This window comes from Gordonia sp. IEGM753 (assembly GCF_050321825.1).
In the GTDB taxonomy this organism is placed as follows: Bacteria; Pseudomonadota; Gammaproteobacteria; order Pseudomonadales; family Pseudomonadaceae; genus Aquipseudomonas.
The window spans coordinates 177,362-197,495 of the sequence record NZ_JBNQGB010000006.1; the positions used below are offsets into that span (position 1 = coordinate 177,362).

Consider the following 20,134-nt stretch of genomic DNA (forward strand, 5'->3'; position numbering starts at 1 on the left):
CACGATTTAGCAGTGTAAGATCTGGTTAAGGCCGCCACTAATGCGCTGCATGATATTATGCATTTCGATCAGCCTTACGCTTCCTTTCGCCGTGCTCAACTACCGCCACCAAGTCCACACTTACAAGAATCACCTTATAAATCCCAAAAAATAGGCACAAAGAAAAAACCAAGGCAAAAAAAGTGATAATACGGCTTAAACTCAAAGCGCCAATCATTTCGACCTTAACATCTAAAAAACTTGAAACAACAAACAAACTTAAAGAAGCTACAAGCACCAAGGCAGATATAACAATAACCACAACAACTGTTTTTAATCTTAACGTTTCCTCTCCATTCACAGAAAAGTCAGCAGGTATGACATTAGAATCTTTCAGAGATGCACTTATATTTGGATAAAGAAATGCAATCCAAATACCCATTATTGTAAATAACGCTCCCGACGTACCAACGAGAACTGCGGCGTAACTTTTTAGATCAGGATAGGAAATTACAAGCTGCACGTTATAGCACGCAATCACCAGGATAAAAAAAATCGCTACGAATACTTTATTCATACAATCTCCCTGAAAGTATCGAGATTCGACATCAGCCGGTTACTGCAAACTGTTCGTCCTGACTATCATTACTTACCACAGCAGTTTCCATGACATCAGGCAGTTTAACTCTCGCTTTTGCCAACATACTAAGTATATGATTTCGCTTTGCAACCAACGTTGACTCTAGTTCTTTTGCAGTGTAAACGTACTCGACCTTATTCATACTGATATGTTCGTTTATACGATAGCTCTTCAACGAAACTTTTTCTTTCTTACTATTCACAAAAATCACGTCCGACCAATCATCTTCTTGGTGATGAGACGTAGAGTTTACTATATCTAGTATCTGCTCATAAGTCGGATTAGCCTCAACAGAAACTTCAAATTTTCTGACATTAGAATCTGAAATCTTTCTAGATGAAAATAATTTTTCGAACAACCGCATAAGCACTACACTCCCTGAGTCTACCTCGCTCTCGGCGTCACTAGGTTTGTCTGCCCCGACTAATGGTAACGAGTTTGTGGAAACACTTTCTCTGAGAATTATTGAAGTTGTATCCTTGCTGATGCTTTTCAATTTCTCCACATCAGTTTTGATCTGTATAGTTTTCGCATCAAATTTGTATGTGAAATGTTTGCTATCTGAACTGGGCAAGGAAAACCTAACAACATACTTATCATCCACATGTTCTTTCGTTTTAAAACCTGGAAATTCCGCTTTATTTCGGATACAGCTCAGCACCCACTTATGTAACAATTGAGTATCACATGTCGAATCGTCAAACTTAATAGAAATTAAAGCATTCACCTCAGGAATCACCCAGTAATAACAAGGATGCCCCCAAATTATATTTTTCTTGTCGGATGAATTATTTTTCAATACACCGCAAGGCGAGCCATTGTCATTAAGCTCAAGCCCCATATATCCGCCAATATCACTAGGATCGTGCTTCCACAAAACTATAACAAAGTCACCATCACAAGTTTTATGTATTTCTTTACAGTAACAGCGAACTGGAGCCGGGGAAAAATTATCTTTGGCATTGGAACTCCAGGGTGACGTATTTTCAAATGTCTGCGTTTTTACCCAAGCTTGAATTCCATCGAAAGCTTGATGAGTTTCAATACCCAACGGCGTTGAGTCGTCTCCAAACCTATAGATACCGCTTGTTAGAATGTCAAAAAAATTAAGATAGCCTGTCTGACGCATATGCACTTCATTCCCTTTAAATTACACATAATGTCATTTTGCTATGCATCAAAGGTAATTTCAAGCTTTATTCTTAGCACCAAATTTTAACTCATGCATCTTCAATCGCAAACCTCTTGTCTACCAGTCACGACTAATTAAACGAATACAAACTAAAAATAATATTTTCAGATACATTAACCAGACAATTCACTACCTACACGCACAAATCACTTTCGCAATCTGCTTTAGAATGATTACTTCTCCAATCCGACAAAAAATAATCACAACAAACCATTACGGAAATTTTTCTTCAAATTTACTTATACACTCCAAACTTTTATTTTTGAAGCGGCGCTGAATTATCAATTGCGCAGTTAGCTCTTAATAATAACGGGGGCTTGGTGCATTATTTTTCATGCGTTCTAGGAGAAACTAACGCAAATACTTAAGCGCCCATGTCCATGGACTATTCCGCCCAGACCGGTCCTGTATGGTCGACTGTATATCTGGGCTTGCTTGATATTTCAGGATGTTCCGAGCGGGGCGAACCATTTGCCGCATGAACTGTACGTAGCTTTCGTTGCGTGCCAGTAGAATGCGGCTGCCGCTAGGAGAGATGGCGCGAGCGATCTGCAGCGCGCTTTTTTCCAGTCCAGTCGTTGAAAACGATGACTATCAATGAAGGCAGACGTTAGATGCCTTGAAGGCCATTGCTCTTGCGAAGCAACCCACCATCAAAATAGACCGATATATCCATCTATGGCATGAGCATGAATAGGTGATCGAACACTTGATCCTTAAACTGAAGCTGTATTACAAACCATAGGTTCGAAGGAACCGCTTGATTTTAATCGGAACGTCCTGAGAGGCATCAAAGCCTTGGCGGATCCGGTCAAAGTCTGGAGATGAAATTGGAAGTCTCGGATGAATCGTACGAGCCAAAATTCCATCTTCAATGCCGCTAACCCTGCTCACAACAGCTTGGCGATAAACGATCCAGCTATCGTTCAAAATAAATGGATGAGACCCCGACGCAAGAATGCAGGTCTGATCAGAGTATTTCTCTGGATAAACAGTTGAGATATTTACGAGCAAAACGACCACATGTCCATGAACTGGACAATGGAGCGGGTCGTTCATGACGATATGGAGATGCTGCGAACCACCGGTCGGGATTAATAGAGTTCCCTTCTGAAAAACATTCCCTTGCATTAATTCAACTCAGAAATAGTTCGTCCTAGCATTGCCCGATCCAACAAATCTCGAGCTTTGCTTTCTGCCAGTTCTTCTCTTTGCCCCAAAGCCATGAAAGTAGTTTTGGGATTAATCGTGAACGAAGATCCACTAGGATCTTCCCATTCTGGCAAGTGCTTATGAGTGTAATCTCGAAGCTGGTACTTCGACATATGGCCAAATTCCTGCCATACCGCGGCAAGCACATTCATTTCCGAATGGCTGAGCTCTTCAAGATCTTCCCAATCGGTAAACGCTTTCACCAAGCGAACCTCATGATTCTCAAGAGGTGAAATCCACTCACTCCAAGGACCAGTCCGATTTTGACTTTTGATCAGGTCAAGAGTCGCAGACAGCACCGGACCATGCGGCATAGCTACTGCACGGTCTTCCGACATCGGAACGTCGAACCGAGCCATTGACTCACGGTCAGCTAAATACAGCAGCTTGATGAGTTTCAAGTGAGGCAACGGAGCTTGCGCCCGCGCCAAAAAGAAAGCTGCCATGTGAGCTACTTTCTGTTCACTGAAGATCACTTTTTACCTCTCTATCCCCATTCCATGGGGCGGCATTGCAAATGGTTGCGGAGTATGAGCTTGATCACTATTTAGTCAATACCCTTCGCCTAACGTTCCGCTAAGCGGTCCTCCACTCTCATCCAGACATTTATCAAGAAACCGATACTGGATATCCATACAGCATAACGTAATCGTGCATTTCTCGTAAATCACTACAGCTTCAGCTATAGCACTAGTGGCACCACTACGCACGAATACTCACGTAAACATGTATGGTATGCCCCACGCTAGGTGCGTCTCTGGGCATCTACAACGAAAAAAATTCATCTAACTATTTGATTTATATGTTAAATATTCATTTCAAATTCCGTGGGTATAGCGACATCAATTAGACGAATAGACTTCGGCAGCCGAGGACCCGGATTCGATTCCACTGGAGTCCATAACTAGCTGATTTATTTATAGTTACTAGTCGGGGTACGCCAAATTTTCCACCGACTTCCAGACCCGCAGAAAACCTAGCCTCGCCGAAAGCTACCGTTCGTCTGGTGCCGCACCATACAAAACAAAGCCCTCGTAGAAACACGAGGGCTTTGTTGTTTCTGCGGTACAGGTTTACATCATCATCCCGCACGAAGCCCATCGTGATGATTCAAACCAACAGCAGCAGCAATCCAGTCTAATCCCCCTGCAGCGTCACGGTTTCTACGGTGATTTGCTTGAGGGCGCGAAACGGGGCCAGCGAGGTTTCATCGGCTGTGGCGCAGGTGATCAGGCGCCATTCGCGCTCGATGGGTGTCCAGTGTTGTTGGCGCGCGCGGCCTAGTTTGTCGGTGTCGGCGAGGACTACAATTTGCGCGGCGCGCTTGATGATGCATTCCTTGAGATACGCCTGCTGGGCGCTGGCTTCGCAGAGGCCGAACTCGGCGACGACGCCGTCGGCGCCGAGGAACGCTTTGTCGACGCTCAACCGGCTTAATGTCAGCTCGGCCAAAGGTCCCAGGGTGCTCATGCTTGATCCGCGCAAATCGCCGCCGATCAATGTCAGGCGAATGCCCGGCGCGTTGGCCAAGGTCATCACTGCCAACAAATTGTTGGTCACCACGTGCACGTCCTGTCGCGAGCACAAGTGGTGGGCGAGCGCGGCGCACGTGGTGCCGCCATCGAGCAACACTGTGTCGCCATCCTGGACGTGAGCGGCGGCGGCCTGCGCGATGGCGTCTTTCTGTTCCCATTGGCTGGTGCGGCGTTCTTCCAGCGAGGCTTCAGGCTCGTGGGTGCCGACCACCGCCGTGGCGCCGCCATACGTGCGCACCAGGTGTCGTTGCTTGGCGAGCATGGTCAGGTCGCGCCGAACCGTTGCCTCCGACACCCCAAGCGCTGCACTCAATTGTTCGACATTGGCATCGCCAATGCGCACGAGATCGAGGATGGCGCGGTGGCGTTCGGATGCTTTCATGGTGGGGCTCGCATTCAGGACAGTGGCCGATCTTACACGACTCGGTCCCTGTGCCTCATCACCGCCGAGTGGCAAGCTCCGCCCCTTGGCGCAATGCTTCGAGCAGGCTGCGCTCATCGGCGATGCCCTTGCCGGCGATATCAAAAGCTGTGCCGTGGTCGACCGAAGTACGGATCACTTCCAGGCCGACCGTCACGTTCACACCGGCCTCCAGGCCAAGGACTTTGACCGGGCCATGCCCTTGGTCGTGATACATCGCCACCACCAGATCGAAGTCGCCACGACCGGCACGGAAAAACAGCGTGTCGGCGGGCAGCGGGCCGGTCACGTCCAGACCACGCTCCTGCAACAGCTTCACTGCAGGGATGATTTTTTCTTCTTCTTCGCCGTAACCGAACAGGCCGTTTTCGCCAGCATGGGGATTGATCCCACACACGCCGATACGCGGTTTGGCGATGCCTGCCTTGATCAGCGTTGCGTTGCCCCGCTCAATCGTGCGCTGAACCAGGCCCGGCTCAATCTTGCGGATCGCATCGATGATGCCGATGTGGGTCGTGACATGGATAACCCGCAGTTGCGGCGCCACTAGCATCATCGACACTTCATCGACGTTGGTCAGGTGGGCAAGCATTTCGGTGTGGCCGGGGTACTTGTGGCCGCCGGCGTGCAGCGCTTCCTTGTTCAGCGGCGCGGTGCAAATCGCGTCGATTTGCTTGGCCTGCGCCAGTACCACGGCACGGGCGATGTATTGATACGCAGCGTCCCCGGCGATAGGCGAGAGCTGGCCGAACGGCAAATCCTGAGGAATCAAATCCAGGTCGATGCAGTCGATGGTGCCGGGCTCGTACAGCGCTTGCGAGGCTTCCTTGATGCGACGCACTTTAGCGCTGCCGCCGACGATGACGTTGGCTTGCTCCAGGCGACGAGCATCGCCGATGACCAGCGGCCGGCATTGTTGATAGACGACGTCGTGAGTCAGGCTCTTGACGATGATTTCGGGACCGACGCCAGTGGCGTCGCCCATGGTGATGCCGATGATCGGGAGGTAGTTGCTCATAATGCTCATTCGAATCCTTGGGTGTGTGCGCGTCTGGACGGGGAGCGATGGCCGCCATCAGCGTCGGCGCTATCGCTCAGGTGTTGCCATGCCGCATACAAGGCGCGGTCGGTGCCGAACGCGCCAGCCTTGGTAATTACTGCCGGACGATGGCCGAGTCGTGAAGCACTCGGTCGACCGTAGGCGACCCCGGCTTCGACTTCCGCCAGCAGTTGCAGGCTGTCGATCCCGACAGTGGTCAATATGGCTCGCGCCGTTTCGCCGCCCGTTGCGATCAGGCCGCCGATCTTGCCGAAGTGCGGTTCTACCAGCACAGCCAGACGGGTCGAGAGCTGCGCGCCCTCAAGCGGATCAAACGCTTCGTCACGGCCGATACGCAACAGCAGGTCACCGGTCGTATTGAGTTGCTCGCCGATACGCGCTTGCCAGTTAACCCAATCGCCATGCGCGATGCCGTGGCGAAGCACGGCTGGCGGTACGGTCAACTCGCTGATCCCGCTGTGCTCTTTCAGCAACACGCATTGCCGCTCGCAAACCCCGGACAGACTGCCCACGAGGATCAGGATAGGCCGTTTAGTACGGTCAACGGCGTCCACCTCGCCTGCCGCGAAACGGTGCGGTTGCGCCTGAAAAAAGTCAGGCAGTTTGGCTATTTCTCGTGCCAAGCCACCTGAGCCGACCCAGAACAACGCCTGGTCCAGGGTTGCGGTGAGCCTTGCGAGTATCAGCAGGTCATCTTCGGTTTGCGCATCGACGATCAACGCTTGCGTGCCACTGCTTGCAAGCTGCGCAAGGTGCAGCGCGAGGGCAGCCGGGTTTATGCGCAACGTCTCGACGTCCAGCTTGGCCGTGCTCAGGCCAGCCGAAATCAGCATTGCCTCGACATCGGCGGGCCGATCGAAATTTTCGAGTTTCCAGGTGTCGGTTGTTTCCAGCGGCAGGCCATTCACAAACACCCGACCGCCGCACAACGTACGTCCTGTGGCGGGGAACGCCGGCGCAACGATGGCCAGGCCCGCCAATGGTTGCAGTGCGGCCACTTCGGCCGCCCAGTTACCGCGCAACGTCGAATCGATTTTCTTGTACAAGCGCTGACCGGGTTTTTGCAGGGCCTTAAATGCCGCCACGGTGCGCTCGGCAGCCTGCGCTGGCGAGAGCCTGCGGGTATCGGTATCCGCAGCAATCACCTGGGCATCAACCTTGTCTGTCAGGGGCTCAAGCGTGACGACCGTATGCAGGCCAGCACTGGCAAAACCGATGGCGCAATCCGCCGCGCCAGACAGATCATCGGCGATGATCAGAATACTCATCGCAAGACCTCCTGCTCCGCAGGTTTAGGCTGTGATGTGGCGGCGAGGCCACGCCTTTGTACGCGTTTGGCGACGGCGGCAGTCAGCAACGGGGCAAGTATCGCCGTCACCACGACACACGCGGCCACCAATATTGTCGCGCTCTTGGCCGCTTCTGCGTACACCGGATTGGCAGCCGCGATCAGCGCAGGCACGGCGGCAGCGTTGCCGGCAGTGGTGGCAGCGGCAACCCCGGCAACGCCTGTACCACCGGTCCAACGGTCAGCGAAATACAGTGGGATACCGGTCAACACGACAACCGCCACGCCCATCCCGATGCCCAGCAAACCGGCTTGCCAAACGTAATGCAAGTCCAGGCTGGCACCGAGTGCGAGGGCGAAAAAAGGAATCATCACCGGCACGGCTTTGGCCAGGAAATCACGCATCTCACGGTCAAGATTACCCAGCAACATGCCCAGGGCAAGCGGCAGGATACTGCCCACCAGTGTCGGCCAAGGGAATGCGGACAAGCCTGCAATGCCCAAGGTGACCATCGTCAGGAAAGGGCCGGACTCCAGTGACATGACCGAGTAAGCACCGACGTCCTCGGAGCGACCGTACTGCCCCATCAACGCCATGTACAAACCGCCGTTGGTGTCGTTCATGGCGGCGACAACCGCCAGCGTCGATATGCCGGCGAAGAGCCCGGAAGAAATCGGCTGCTCACCCAGGAAGTGGCCCAGCACAATCCCCATCAGGACCGCGATGCCGACTTTGGTGGCAAGCAGTGTGCCGCCCTTCTTCAGCAAGTAAGGCGTGGCCTTGATGTTGATGCTTGCGCCCATGCACACGTAAAACACCGCCAGGATCGGTAAAGCCCCGGTGAACAACGCATTGGTGAATGAACCGAAAAACTTGGGCGTATCAGGCAGGAAGGTTGCCACCAGCGAACCGATCAGCAACGGCACGATCATCATGCCGCCGGGAATACGTTCAATGGTGCGCTTGATAGGAATCTGGGCCACGAGGGTCTCCTTTTATAATTGTTTTGGTAAAACGTATACCACCTCGAAACTGACTGAATCGGTCAAACAATGATTGAATCAGTCAAATTATCTTAGGCGATCGTTCTGTTTTGCGCAAACCAATCATTCAGGATGCTTGTTTTGATCATCCAACGCGCAAACTCCTTCGGATCTAGCGTCGCCCCTTTTGGCTGCTAAAGCTTCTAGCCCCCATAAAAAAACCCCGAACCAGTCGGGGTTTTTCGAGTTTTAAGAACTCAGCCGATCATCAGAAAATGTTGATCGGGTAATCGACGAACACCCGCAGCTCGTTGCCGCTGGAGTTGTACTCACTCGATTTCTGCGAGACGCGCAGGATCGAGCTGCGCAGTTTCACGCTCAGGTCTTTGGCCGGGCCGCTTTGGACGACGTACTTGATCTGGTTGAAGATCTCGCGCTCGGTCCCGCCTTCGCTGGTGGACGTGGTGATGTTGTCGCCGCGAACGTAAGCCACGTTGTAGCTCAGGCCTGGTACGCCGAAAGCGCTGAAATCGAGGCCGTAGCCCAGTTGCCAGCTGCGTTCGTCTTCAGCGTTGAAGTCGGACCAGTAGGAATTCGCCAGATAGATGGTGTTGCCACCGTCGCCGACGCGACCTTGGTCTTTCTGGTAGCCGCCGTAGGCGTAGCCCAGGTTGCTGTCGCCGGTGCTGCGTTGATGAGCGATGGTGAACGAGTGTGGACCGGTGGCAAAAGTGGCTGCCAGGCTCCAGATCTTGTTGTCGTCGCCGGTGACATTGTTTTCGCGGACGTAGGAATTATCCAGCTTGGTACGGTAGCCGTTGAAGTCCAGGGTCAGGGACTGATCCTTGTCGATCGGGATCACGTAGTTGGCGTTCACGTATTGCTTCTTCAACACGTCTTCAACGTCGGAGGCGTAAACAGCAGCCTTGAACTGTTCGGTGAACTGATACGCACCGCCCAACACGTTGATCGACTTCAAACCACCGCTGTCACGGCCTTCGGCGCTCTTGCGCGACTCGGCGGTGAAACGGGCGGCGGTCAGTTCCAGGCCCTTGATCTCCTTGGAGGTGATCATGGTGCCGGTGTAGCTTTCCGGCAGCAGGCGGGAGTTGTCGTAGCTCAGCACCGGCAAGGCCGGCATCTGGTCGCCATAGGTCAGGACGGTGTTCGAGACACGGAACTTAACCGCGCCGCCGGCCTTCGCCAAGTCGCCCGCCGGGTTGCCGCTGTCACCTTCCTTGAAGAAGTCGATGCCTTGGCCGCCGCTGTGGCTGCCACGGTCCAGACGCAAGCCATACAGGCCGAACGCGTCAACACCCACGCCGACAGTGCCTTGGGTGAAGCCCGATGTGTAGGTGCCGATGGCAGCCTGACCCCATTCGCGCTGATCGTCATTGCCGTCTTTTTTGTCACGATTGATGTACGCATTGCGCAGCAGCACTTTTAGGCTGCTGTCTTCTACAAAACCCTTGGACTCGGCCTGGTCGTTAGCCATTACCGATGTAGCACTCAACATCCCCAGAGCGATCAGGCTGATTCGCTTGTTCAACATGTGTTTTTTTCCTTATTACCGGTTGAAACGCGCTGTGCCGGACCGCTGAAATGGCGCTATTGCGCTCTTTTTTCACCGCAAAATAAAAAGGCCCGCCCACGAAAAATCGCGGCGGGCCTCTTATTATTTTGTGAGTCGTGGCGGTTAGCCACAGGCGTTGGGCGGGATCGTAGCCGCGCTCATCATATGTGTCAATTTCGTGAATCGTCTGAGATTAGGCGGAAATCGTCTAAGAAACACCGTGCGACATTCTCATGGGTGTCCTGAGTCGCATCATCCAAAAAACTTCGTAACATTCATGGCGCAATGGAAAGCGATGGCGGCCGTGAAACCGTCATCACCGGCGAGCCGGTTTCCTACAGGATCGCTTTGAGGCATCAATCCCGGCATCACCACCGATCCGTAGGAGGCTGGCTTGCCAGCGATGGCGGCCGTGAAATCGCCATCACCGGCAAGCCGGTTTCCTACAGGATCGCGTTTAAGCATTAGTCCCGGCATCACCACCGATCCGTAGGAGGCTGGCTTGCCAGCGATGGCGTCCGTGAAATCGCCATCACCGGCGAGCCGGTTTCCTACAGGATCGCGTTGAGGCATCAATCCCGGCATCACCACCGATCTGTAGGAGGCTGGCTTGCCAGCGATGGCGTCCGTGAAATCGCCATCACCGGCGAGCCGGTTTCCTACAGGATCGGCATCACCGTCGAGCCGGTTTCCTACAGGTTTTGCATCGCCCATAAAAAAGCGCCGCCATCCCGGCAGCGCTTTTTACAATGCGTTTATTCTTCTTATCCAGCCATCACATCCCACAACGCATCCAGTTCCGCCTCGCTGAATAAATCAGCAGGGTAACGCTCGATCATCATCCGGCGCGGATCAGGTTCTCTGATCGAACGCGTTCCATTGGACTTCAACCAGTGCGCAAGAATCTGGAGCGATTCGCTTTCGACTGCCAGGGGATGCAATGCCCGCTCGCTCACCCTGTTCACTTCGGCGTTCATATCAGCGCTCTCTCCCCGGTATGTGAGCGGCTAACTTATCCAAGGTTTATGACAGAACATCACAGTCCTCCCCTCCCTGTTCCACCTCAGGACAGATACAAGAGCTGTGCCAATGTTTCTGGACTATCGATGAGTGGATACAAAAAAGCCCGCAGTCCTGATGGGCTGCGGGCCTCCTGCGTAACGGCCCGGAAAAAACCATGGCCGTACGATTCTGTAATTAACTCAAGCTGTTACAACCCCACTCAATCGTTGTGCGGTGCAGGTTGCTGTTGGGTAAGGCAGTGAATATTGCCGCCACCCAGTAACAGTTCACGCCCTGGCACCATCACCACCTCATGCTGCGGGAACAGTCCCTGCAAAATCTCTTTTGCCGGGCCATCCAGCGGATCATCGAAGCTCGGCGCGATAATCCCGCCGTTAACAATCAGAAAGTTAACGTAGGAACCGGCCAGACGCACTGTCGGATTACGCTCTTGTGTGCCATCAACCGGATCGACACCTGCGCACTCTTCTTCAGTGGCATACAGCGGCCCAGGAATCGGCATTTTGTGCACCGTGAATGGGCGACCCTTGGCGTCGGTGCTGCTTTCCAGCACTTTCATGGCAGCCTGGCAACGCGGGTAGTTCGGGTCTTGCGGGTCATCCGTCCAGGCCAACAGCACTTCACCCGGGCGCACGTAGCAGCAGAAGTTATCCACATGGCCATCGGTTTCGTCGTTGAACAAACCGTCCGGCAGCCAAATGACTTTATCCACAGCCAGATGGGCGCTCAGCACAGCTTCGATCTCTGCGCGATCCAGGTGCGGATTGCGGTTGCGATTGAGCAGGCATTCTTCAGTGGTGATCACGGTGCCTTCGCCGTCGACGTGAATCGAACCGCCCTCAAGCACAAAGCCTTCAGTGCGATAGCGTTGGCTGCGTTCAATCTCCAGAATTTTGCCGCCCACCTGGGAATCACGGTTCCACGGCGAATACAAACCGCCATCAAAACCGCCCCACGAGTTGAAGTCCCAGTTCACGCCGCGCACTTCGCCGCTGTTATTGATGACAAATGTGGGGCCGGTGTCACGTACCCACGCATCGTCGCTGGACATCTCGACCACACGAATATTGGGCACATCAAGACGAGCGCGAGCGTTTTCATACTGGCCGGCGGACACCGCCACAGTGACCGGTTCGAACCGCGCAATAGCCTTGGCCACCGCGACGTGTGCGGCTTGCGCCGGTTTGCCGCCAAGGCGCCAGTTGTCCGGGCGCTCAGGCCAGATCATCCAGGTTTGGGTTTGCGGCGCCCACTCGGCTGGCATGTAAAAGCCGTCGGCGCGAGGCGTGCTGTGCAAAGTGGTCATTTCAGGACTCCAGAGAACCATCGAGTGTTTTGATCGCACCATACAGGTTAGGGCGACGATCTCGAAATGAGCCCCACGCACTGCGGATGTGCTCCAGCGCGTCGAGGTCGAAGCTTTGTACCAATACGCCTTCTTCAGTTTCGTTGAGTTCTTGAACCTTCTCGCCGAACTGATTGGCAATAAACGAAGAGCCGTAAAAAGTGATGTCGTAGCCGTCCTGCTCTTCGTTGCCAATGCGATTGCTGGCAATCAGTGGCATCAAATTAGCGCCGGCGTGCCCTTGTTGCACGCGCTGCCAGTGGTCACGCGACGAAATGGTCTTGTCGTGAGGCTCGCTGCCAATCGCCGTTGGGTAGAACAGAATTTCTGCACCCAGCAACGCCATGCTGCGGGCGCACTCGGGGAACCACTGATCCCAGCAGATACCCACGCCGATTTTCGCATAGCGCGTGTTCCACACTTTGAAACCGGTATCGCCAGGGTTGAAGTAATACTTTTCGTGGTAACCAGGGCCATCCGGAATGTGGCTTTTACGATAAATCCCGAGGTTGGCACCGTCGGCATCGATGATCGCAATACTGTTGAAACGGGCACGACCCGCCAGCTCGTAAAAGCTGATTGGCAGCACCACTTGCAGTTCTTTCGCGACTTTCTGGAAGTGCTTGATGGCGACGTTATCTTCGACTGACGTGGCCAGTTGCAGGTAATCCGGGTTCGGCTTCTGACAGAAGTATGGCGCCTCGAACAGTTCCTGAATCAGGATGATTTGCGCACCCTGGGCTGCAGCTTCACGGACCAGTTTTTCAGCGGTCTCGATATTGGCTTCAAGATCCCAGGAACAGGCCATCTGGGTGGCGGCGACAGTAACCATACGACTCATGAATCATCTCCCGTGTCTTTTTATAGGTAGGCAATGGCGACTTTATAGCCGATAAATATCGGCTTTAGAAGCCACAAAAATACCTTCCATCTAAAATAGACCATAAAATACCGATAAGAATCGAACTAATGGTCGTCCGGCGGTATGCGCTTACAAGCCTTCTGCGAGCACTTTCGACAACATGTCGACGAAGAAATCCACGCTTTGTCGCGAAGTCACCATCGGTGGTTTGATTTTGAGCACGTTCAGATAATCGCCCGTTGGCTGCATGAAAATCCCCAGTTCCCGCAGGCGATCGCACAGCGCCGTGGTTTCTTCGGTGGCAGGCTCCAGCGTTTCCCGATTGCGCACCAGCTCTACACCCAGGTAGAACCCTGAGCCATGCACCGCACCTACGAGCGGATGAATATCGATCAACGCTTCAAGGCGCGTCTTGAAATACCCGCCCACCACTTCGGCGTTTTCCCAGAGCTTTTCCTCCTCCATCACATCCAGCACCGCCATGCCGATCTGGCAACTGACCGGGCTGCCACCGGCCGACGAGAAGAAGTAACCCTCGGCCTCCAGTGCTTCGGCGATTTCACGGCGGGTGATCACGGCGCCCAAGGGCTGACCGTTGCCCATGCCTTTGGCCATGGCAATGATGTCCGGCACCACGCCCTGCTCCTCGAAACCCCAGAAGTACTTGCCCATGCGCCCGTAGCCCACTTGCACTTCATCGGCGATGCACACGCCACCCTGCGCACGCACCAGTGCATACACCTGCTTCAGGTAACCCGGCGGCAGCGAAATTCCGCCCGCATTGCCATAAACAGGCTCGCAGATGAAACCGGCTAACTGACGTTTTTGCTCGGCGATTTTCGCCAGGTTGTGTTCCACGCTGCGCACGTAATCCGGCGCACTGCCCACGCCACGGAATTCGCCGCGGTAGGTATTCGGCGCCGTCACTGGGTGCACCCAGTCCGGTCGACTGCTCAGCGCTTTTGGATTATCGGCAATCGAAGTCGAGACCGCGTCTGCGCCGACTGTCCAGCCGTGATACGCCTCCAGCACGCTGAGCATGTCCCGACCGCCGCTGTAAGCCCAGGCCAGCCGGATAGCCAGATCGTTGGCCTCACTGCCGCTGTTGACCAGGAACACGCGGTCCATGGAATCGGGCGACAACTTCAGCAAACGCTCGGAGAACTCGGCAACCGCCGCGTAGTTGAACCGCGAGTTGGTATTGAGCAGTGACCACTGACGGCTGGCAACCGCGGCCATGCGCGGATGCCCGTGACCGAGCACCGCGACATTGTTGAGCATGTCGAGGTAAGAACGGCCCTGCATGTCGATCAGGTGATTGCGCCAGCCGCGCTCGATGCGCGGCGGGTCCACATAATAGTGTTTTTGAGTCCGCGCAAAACTGGCGTCACGCCGTGCCAGCAACGCCTGCGAATCGAGTTCGGCTTCAGCGTCGCACGCCAGTCCCAGCAATGCCGCCGGCGAGGGACACAACATTTGCCAGGCTGCGGCACGAGAAGGTGTGCAAAACAACGGGGCATTCAACCCGGCGCCTCGGCACAACTGCACTCGCAACGGCCCACTGACCTCGCCCAACACCTGGCCTTTCACCAAGGCGGCTCCCGTGTGCAGCGACGGCGTGACACCCCACAACCGCAGGCTCAATTGCGGACCGTCCAATTGCAATACGCCCGCCTCTGGCTGATGAACCATACCGGCAAACGGCGATTCCACCTCGGTGCCGTGCGGCACTCGCAACTCGACGTGCAGCGGGCAAGTGTCGGGCTCTACGGCGCTGTCTGGCCGGGTGCGAGACAAACGGTATTGGCCATAACGGCTGGCGGCCAACCCATGCGCTTCAGCGGCTTCAGTCAGCAGTCGCTGATCGATGCCTTCCTGCTCCCAGTTACCCGCCTCGAAATGCGCGCTGAGCACGCCGAGGTCGATCAATGCAAACTCTCGCCCAACCAGGCCTGGCAGCAGCGGCGCGAAACCTTCGCTGCCAATCGCCGGCAAGCGTTGGTCGACAGCCGCCAGAATCGCAGCCTCCATCAGTTCCAGCGGCACCGCCGTGGCCACCCGAAAAATTTCCCACTCGTGCGTGAGGTTGTCGCGGCTGTATTGATTGCCGGGATCGATGCTGACCTGTTGTTCCCCGCTCAGCACCAGCACCGCTGCGCGGGCAACGATCAGCGGCCACAGCGCCAGCAACTCGTCATGGGTGAGCGGATTGACGGCGTGATACGCCTGAATGGCCGGCAGGATATAAAACGGATCGCCACTGGCGTGGTGCAACAGCGCGGCGCAGGTCACCGACAGGTCCGTGATGCGCCATGTACGAATCAAGTCGCCGAAGTCGATCACACCCTGCAACTGCCATTGGCGTTGCGAATCACGCTGCCACACCACGTTGTCGTCCGTGATGTCCATGTGAATGGCTTGCACCGGCAGGTTATTCACCCGCGGCAGTAAATGCTGCTCTGCACGTTGCGCCGCTTCGGTAATCTGCTGGCGTTGCTGATCGTCTTTGATCACCGGCAATAAATGCGCGATCAACGCGCTGGCGTGGCGCGCATCCCATTGCAGCGTGCGTTCAAGGCCTGGGTGGTCGAAATCGGCCAGCGCCAGGTCCATCTCACCGCACAGCCGACCGAAACCCGCCACCACCGAGCCCGGCAGATGCTTCAGGTGCGTCAGCGACTGGCCTTCGATGTAGTCCAGCAATCGCACATGCACAGGCTGACGGTCGACTTCCAGGGTCAGCAACTGCGCGCCATTGTTGGCGGGGATCACGCGCGGCACCTTCACCTGCGGGTGCGCCTTAAGGTGTTCAAGGCCAGCGTGCTGCGCGTGCAACTCCAGCGCCGAGTAGTCGCCACGACAGATTTTCAGGACAAAACGCCCTTGGTCACTGTCGACGCGAAAGTTCAGGTCCTGCTGGCTGCCGAGCGCCTGCAATCGTGCGCTCAGCCCGTAATGCTCCTTCAGCAGCTCTAGCGCTTGCTCCGCAGACACCTGCGGGCTGGGCAAACTGGCGCGATGAATCAACGTGGCGAGCGGCATACAACAACCCCTGAAATTTTATTAGGCGCTTATATCGCCACTGCTTTGGACGATACGCAAGCCCCCTTCTGGCATAGACCACTCGCGCCAACCGGCGCTTTGCGCAAGAATGTGCGCCACTAACGCTTATTGCCGGAGATGCGCCATGAATGTAATCACCACCGATCTGCCCGGTGTTCTGATCATCGAACCCAAGGTATTTGGTGATGAGCGTGGGTTCTTTTACGAAAGCTTCAATGCCAAGGCTTTCGCAGACGCCACAGGCCTGAAAACCGAGTTCGTGCAAGACAACCACTCGCGCTCGCAAAAAGGTGTATTGCGTGGCCTGCATTACCAACTCGAAAACACCCAGGGCAAACTGGTTCGGGTGACGGTCGGCGAAGTGCTGGACGTGGCGGTGGATATCCGTCGCAGCTCGCCGCATTTCGGCAAATGGGTTGCCGTGCGTTTGTCGGCTGAAAATCATCGTCAGCTCTGGGTACCGGAAGGTTTTGCCCACGGTTTTGTGGTGCTGAGCGAGTTCGCAGAGTTCCTCTACAAGACCACCGACTATTACACCCCGTCTGCCGAGCGCAGCATTCGTTGGGACGACCCGGACCTGGCCATCGACTGGCAACTGGACGAAGCCCCGCAATTGTCGGGCAAGGATCAGGCGGGTGCGTTCTTCAAGGATGCAGACGTCTTTTCCTGAAGTACTGCAAGGCTAGGCATAATGCGCCTGTACCCACAGGCGCCCGATGCTTATGACTCCGACCCTTCCCCGCAGACCTCGCTGGCGCAGCCTCGCATTGCTCGCGCTGTGCCTGGCGCCGTTGCTGTGGCCGCTGCAGCATCTGGCCGAGCGCTATTACCGCAGCGAACTGGCCGGGCAGAATCGTCAGACGCTCGACCTTTACGTCGCCAACCTGTTGGGCACTCTGCACCGTTATGAAGTGTTGCCACAGATCCTCGGCGACCTGCCAGCGTTACGCGCCGTGCTGGGTGCACCCGACGACGGCGTCACTCAAGGCAACGCCAACCGTTTGCTGAAAAACATCAGCACGCAAACCGGCGCCGAAGTCATGTACCTGATGGACCCCACCGGCAAAACCCTGGCGGCGTCCAACTGGGACAAACACGACAGTTTTGTCGGGCGCAATTTCTCCTTCCGCCCCTATTTCAGCGAAGCCATGGCCGGGCGGCTCGGGCGCTTTTTCGGTTTGGGCACGACGTCTGCCAAGCGCGGCTATTTCTTCGCCGCCGCAGTACGCGATGGCGAAAAAGTGATCGGCGTGCTGGTGGTCAAAGTCGACCTCGACCACACCGAGAGCCTGTGGGGAAAAACCCCGGAGCAACTGCTGCTGACCGACCACAACGGCGTGGTCATTCTGACTTCGCGGCCTGAATGGCGATTCCGCTCCACTCGCGAATTGAGCGACGAAGAACGCAAGGCAATTACCGCGATTCAGCCTTACCCGACCCGCGACCCGAAACCGCTGAAACTCAATCCCAACGCCTGGTTGACCCAGTCCTATCCGATCGCCGAAACCGGTTGGACCGTGAGTATCCTGGCCCCGCGCACCTTGATTGATCGCCCGGTACGCACCGTGGTTGCCATCGGTGGCGCGACGTTGCTGGTATTGATGTTGTTGCTTGGCCTGATGATGCAACGCCGTCGTCATTACCTTGAACGAATAGCCTTCGAAGCCAAGGCTCGGCGCGAACTGGAAGGCAGGGTTGCCGAGCGCACCAGCGATCTGGAAGGCCTCAACCGGCGCCTTAAAGAGGAAGTGCTGGAGCGCGAGCAGGCACAACAGGAATTGGTTCGCGCCCAGGATGACCTGGTGCAGGCTGGCAAATTGTCCGCGCTCGGGACCATGTCGGCCAGCATCAGCCACGAGCTGAATCAACCGCTGGCGGCCATCCGCACCTACGCCGAAAACGCCGAAGTGCTGCTCGACCATCAACGCACCGACGACGCCCGCGGCAACCTCAAACTGATCAGTGAACTGACCGGGCGCATGGCGTCGATCATTGCCCACTTGCGGGCCTTTGCGCGCCGCGATCGCCACGCCCCGGAAAGCGTTGCCCTGCAACCGGCACTGGACGACGCGCTGGCGCTGTTGGCCAAACGTCGACGCAGCATGGAAGTCGAGCTGATCCGCGATCTGCCGGCCGCTACGCTGTGGGTGCAGGCCGGCGAAACTCGTCTGCGCCAGGTGCTGGGCAACTTGCTGGCCAATGCCCTGGACGCACTCACGGAAAAAGGCCCACCGCGCAAGCTCTGGTTGAGTGCCCAAAACACCGCCGACGGCGTCAATCTGTGCATTCGTGACAACGGCCCAGGGTTTTGCATGGAAGCCCTGGGCCGCGCCAGCGAGCCTTTCTACACCACCAAGACCCGCACCCAAGGCTTGGGTTTGGGGCTGGCAATCTGCGAAACACTGATGCGCGCCTTCGGTGGTGAGCTGTTGTTCTCCAACCACAAGGAAGGTGGCGCCCTGATCACCCTGAAACTGCGCGCAGGCGCACCGGGCGTAAGCCTGCAACCGTCCGAGGACCGAAGTGCATGACCATCGACAACCGCATTCAGGTCGTGCTGATCGACGACGATCCCCATTTGCGCCAAGCCTTGAGCCAGACGCTGGACCTTGCCGGCCTGAAAGTCCTGCCGCTCGCGCAAGCACAGGGGCTAGCCGCGCAACTGGAGCGCGACTGGCCGGGCGTGGTCGTCAGCGACATCCGTATGCCGGGCATGGACGGCCTCGAGCTGCTGAGCGAACTGCACACCCAAGACCCGGAACTGCCGGTGCTGCTGATCACGGGTCACGGCGACGTGCCGCTCGCGGTGCAGGCCATGCGCGCCGGGGCTTATGACTTTCTGGAAAAACCATTCGCCAGCGATGCCTTGCTCGACAGCGTGCGCCGCGCGCTGGCCTTGCGCCGCTTGGTGCTGGACAACCGCAGCCTGCGCCTGGCCCTCAGCGACCGCAATGAATTGAGCACCCGACTGGTCGGGCAATCGGCGCCGATGCTGCGCCTGCGCGAGCAAATCGGCGCGTTGGCGGCCACCAAAGCCGATGTGCTGATTCTCGGCGAAACCGGTGCCGGCAAAGAAGTCGTCGCCCGTGCGCTGCACGATTTGTCGAACCGCCGTAACGGCCCATTTGTGGCGATCAATGCCGGAGCGCTGGCCGAATCAGTGGTGGAAAGCGAACTCTTCGGCCATGAACCCGGCGCCTTTACCGGCGCGCAAAAACGCCGTATCGGCAAGTTCGAATTCGCCAACGGTGGCACGTTGTTTCTTGATGAAATCGAAAGCATGAGCCTGGATGTGCAGGTGAAATTGCTGCGTTTGCTGCAGGAACGTGTGGTGGAACGTCTGGGCGGGAATCAGTTGATCGCGCTGGACATCCGCATTATTGCCGCCACCAAGGAAGACCTGCGCCAATCCGCCGATCAAGGTCGCTTCCGCGCGGACCTGTATTACCGCCTCAACGTCGCGCCGTTGCGCATTCCACCGCTGCGCGAGCGCGGCGAGGATGCGCTGGTGCTATTCCAGCATTTCGCCGATGAAGCCAGCACACGTCACGGTTTGCCGCCTCATGAGCTGCAACCGGGCCAGCGCGCGCTGCTGCTGCGTCACACATGGCCGGGCAACGTGCGGGAACTGCAAAACGCCGCCGAACGCTTTGCACTGGGCCTGGAGCTGGCGCTGGATAACAACACGCCTGAAGTCGCTGGCGGCGTAACAATTGAGGTGGTTAACGGCGGACTCAGCGAGCAAGTTGAAAACTTCGAGAAGAACCTGATTGCCGCTGAACTGGCACGCTCGCACAGTTCGATGCGCAGCCTCGCCGAAGCGCTGGGCGTGCCGCGTAAAACACTGCACGACAAACTGCGCAAGCACGGGCTGAACTTCGCCGATGGCGGCGCCAGCAGCCACGCCGATGAACTCGATTGAGCTACCGTCAAACCATCATCATCAGACCTGAGGCC

Annotated in this window: 17 protein-coding genes; 3 read left to right on the top strand and 14 right to left on the bottom strand. The window is 56.0% G+C overall.

Annotation, left to right across the window (positions count from 1 at the left end; translation table 11 throughout):
- Nucleotides 1-55 precede the first annotated feature (55 nt).
- The 14 genes from ACQR3R_RS24790 to ACQR3R_RS24855 all read right to left on the bottom strand — a co-directional run bounded on the left by ACQR3R_RS24790 (nucleotide 56) and on the right by ACQR3R_RS24855 (nucleotide 16,156).
- Nucleotides 56-556 (bottom strand): hypothetical protein, encoded by a 501-nt coding sequence (locus ACQR3R_RS24790; protein ID WP_428276354.1) that lies wholly within the window; start codon nucleotides 554-556, stop codon nucleotides 56-58.
- Between the two features lie 31 nt (nucleotides 557-587).
- Nucleotides 588-1,748 (bottom strand): hypothetical protein, encoded by a 1,161-nt coding sequence (locus ACQR3R_RS24795; protein ID WP_428276356.1) that lies wholly within the window; start codon nucleotides 1,746-1,748, stop codon nucleotides 588-590.
- A gap of 795 nt (nucleotides 1,749-2,543) precedes the next feature.
- Complete coding sequence (locus ACQR3R_RS24800) at nucleotides 2,544-2,942, bottom strand: hypothetical protein (RefSeq protein WP_428276358.1); 399 nt, start codon at nucleotides 2,940-2,942, stop codon at nucleotides 2,544-2,546.
- The gene (locus ACQR3R_RS24805) at nucleotides 2,942-3,499 is read right to left on the bottom strand and encodes a type II toxin-antitoxin system antitoxin SocA domain-containing protein (protein ID WP_428276360.1); all 558 of its coding nucleotides are present in this window, start codon (nucleotides 3,497-3,499) and stop codon (nucleotides 2,942-2,944) included. Before ACQR3R_RS24805 ends, ACQR3R_RS24800 begins: the two co-directional genes overlap by 1 nt.
- A 661-nt stretch (nucleotides 3,500-4,160) precedes the next feature.
- Nucleotides 4,161-4,940, bottom strand: a complete 780-nt coding sequence (locus ACQR3R_RS24810) for a DeoR family transcriptional regulator (RefSeq protein WP_428276362.1) — start codon at nucleotides 4,938-4,940, stop codon at nucleotides 4,161-4,163.
- Nucleotides 4,941-4,998: 58 nt separating this feature from the next.
- Complete coding sequence (gene pdxA, locus ACQR3R_RS24815; RefSeq protein WP_428276364.1) at nucleotides 4,999-5,997, bottom strand: 4-hydroxythreonine-4-phosphate dehydrogenase PdxA; 999 nt, start codon at nucleotides 5,995-5,997, stop codon at nucleotides 4,999-5,001.
- Nucleotides 5,998-6,002: 5 nt separating this feature from the next.
- Nucleotides 6,003-7,307, bottom strand: coding sequence for a four-carbon acid sugar kinase family protein (locus tag ACQR3R_RS24820; protein ID WP_428276366.1), 1,305 nt, complete (start codon nucleotides 7,305-7,307; stop codon nucleotides 6,003-6,005).
- Nucleotides 7,304-8,311 (bottom strand): 2-keto-3-deoxygluconate permease, encoded by a 1,008-nt coding sequence (locus tag ACQR3R_RS24825; protein ID WP_428276368.1) that lies wholly within the window; start codon nucleotides 8,309-8,311, stop codon nucleotides 7,304-7,306. Before ACQR3R_RS24825 ends, ACQR3R_RS24820 begins: the two co-directional genes overlap by 4 nt.
- Nucleotides 8,312-8,579: 268 nt before the next feature.
- Nucleotides 8,580-9,863 carry an OprD family outer membrane porin gene (locus tag ACQR3R_RS24830; protein WP_428276370.1) on the bottom strand — a complete coding sequence of 428 codons (1,284 nt, stop codon included), beginning with the start codon at nucleotides 9,861-9,863 and terminating at the stop codon, nucleotides 8,580-8,582.
- Nucleotides 9,864-10,136: 273 nt separating this feature from the next.
- Nucleotides 10,137-10,598, bottom strand: a complete 462-nt coding sequence (locus tag ACQR3R_RS24835) for a hypothetical protein (RefSeq protein WP_428276372.1) — start codon at nucleotides 10,596-10,598, stop codon at nucleotides 10,137-10,139.
- Between the two features lie 50 nt (nucleotides 10,599-10,648).
- On the bottom strand, nucleotides 10,649-10,861 hold the full coding sequence (locus tag ACQR3R_RS24840; protein ID WP_428276374.1) for a hypothetical protein: 213 nt from the start codon (nucleotides 10,859-10,861) through the stop codon (nucleotides 10,649-10,651).
- Between the two features lie 245 nt (nucleotides 10,862-11,106).
- Nucleotides 11,107-12,213 carry an agmatine deiminase gene (gene aguA / locus ACQR3R_RS24845; RefSeq protein WP_428276376.1) on the bottom strand — a complete coding sequence of 369 codons (1,107 nt, stop codon included), beginning with the start codon at nucleotides 12,211-12,213 and terminating at the stop codon, nucleotides 11,107-11,109.
- A gap of 1 nt (nucleotide 12,214) precedes the next feature.
- Complete coding sequence (gene aguB / locus ACQR3R_RS24850; RefSeq protein WP_428276378.1) at nucleotides 12,215-13,093, bottom strand: N-carbamoylputrescine amidase; 879 nt, start codon at nucleotides 13,091-13,093, stop codon at nucleotides 12,215-12,217.
- A 150-nt stretch (nucleotides 13,094-13,243) separates the two neighbouring features.
- Nucleotides 13,244-16,156 carry an aminotransferase gene (locus ACQR3R_RS24855; RefSeq protein ID WP_428276380.1) on the bottom strand — a complete coding sequence of 971 codons (2,913 nt, stop codon included), beginning with the start codon at nucleotides 16,154-16,156 and terminating at the stop codon, nucleotides 13,244-13,246.
- Nucleotides 16,157-16,301: 145 nt separating this feature from the next.
- Between ACQR3R_RS24855 and rfbC the strand changes: the two genes are divergently transcribed.
- Genes rfbC through ACQR3R_RS24870 form a run of 3 tightly spaced genes read left to right on the top strand, consistent with a single transcriptional unit; the run spans nucleotide 16,302 to nucleotide 20,099 of the window.
- Nucleotides 16,302-16,847 (top strand): dTDP-4-dehydrorhamnose 3,5-epimerase, encoded by a 546-nt coding sequence (gene rfbC, locus ACQR3R_RS24860; protein WP_428276382.1) that lies wholly within the window; start codon nucleotides 16,302-16,304, stop codon nucleotides 16,845-16,847.
- A 52-nt stretch (nucleotides 16,848-16,899) separates the two neighbouring features.
- A complete protein-coding gene (locus ACQR3R_RS24865; protein ID WP_428276384.1) occupies nucleotides 16,900-18,708 on the top strand; it encodes an ATP-binding protein in 1,809 nt (602 codons plus the stop codon).
- The gene (locus tag ACQR3R_RS24870; protein WP_428276386.1) at nucleotides 18,705-20,099 is read left to right on the top strand and encodes a sigma 54-interacting transcriptional regulator; all 1,395 of its coding nucleotides are present in this window, start codon (nucleotides 18,705-18,707) and stop codon (nucleotides 20,097-20,099) included. Before ACQR3R_RS24865 ends, ACQR3R_RS24870 begins: the two co-directional genes overlap by 4 nt.
- The last annotated feature ends 35 nt before the right edge of the window (nucleotides 20,100-20,134 follow it).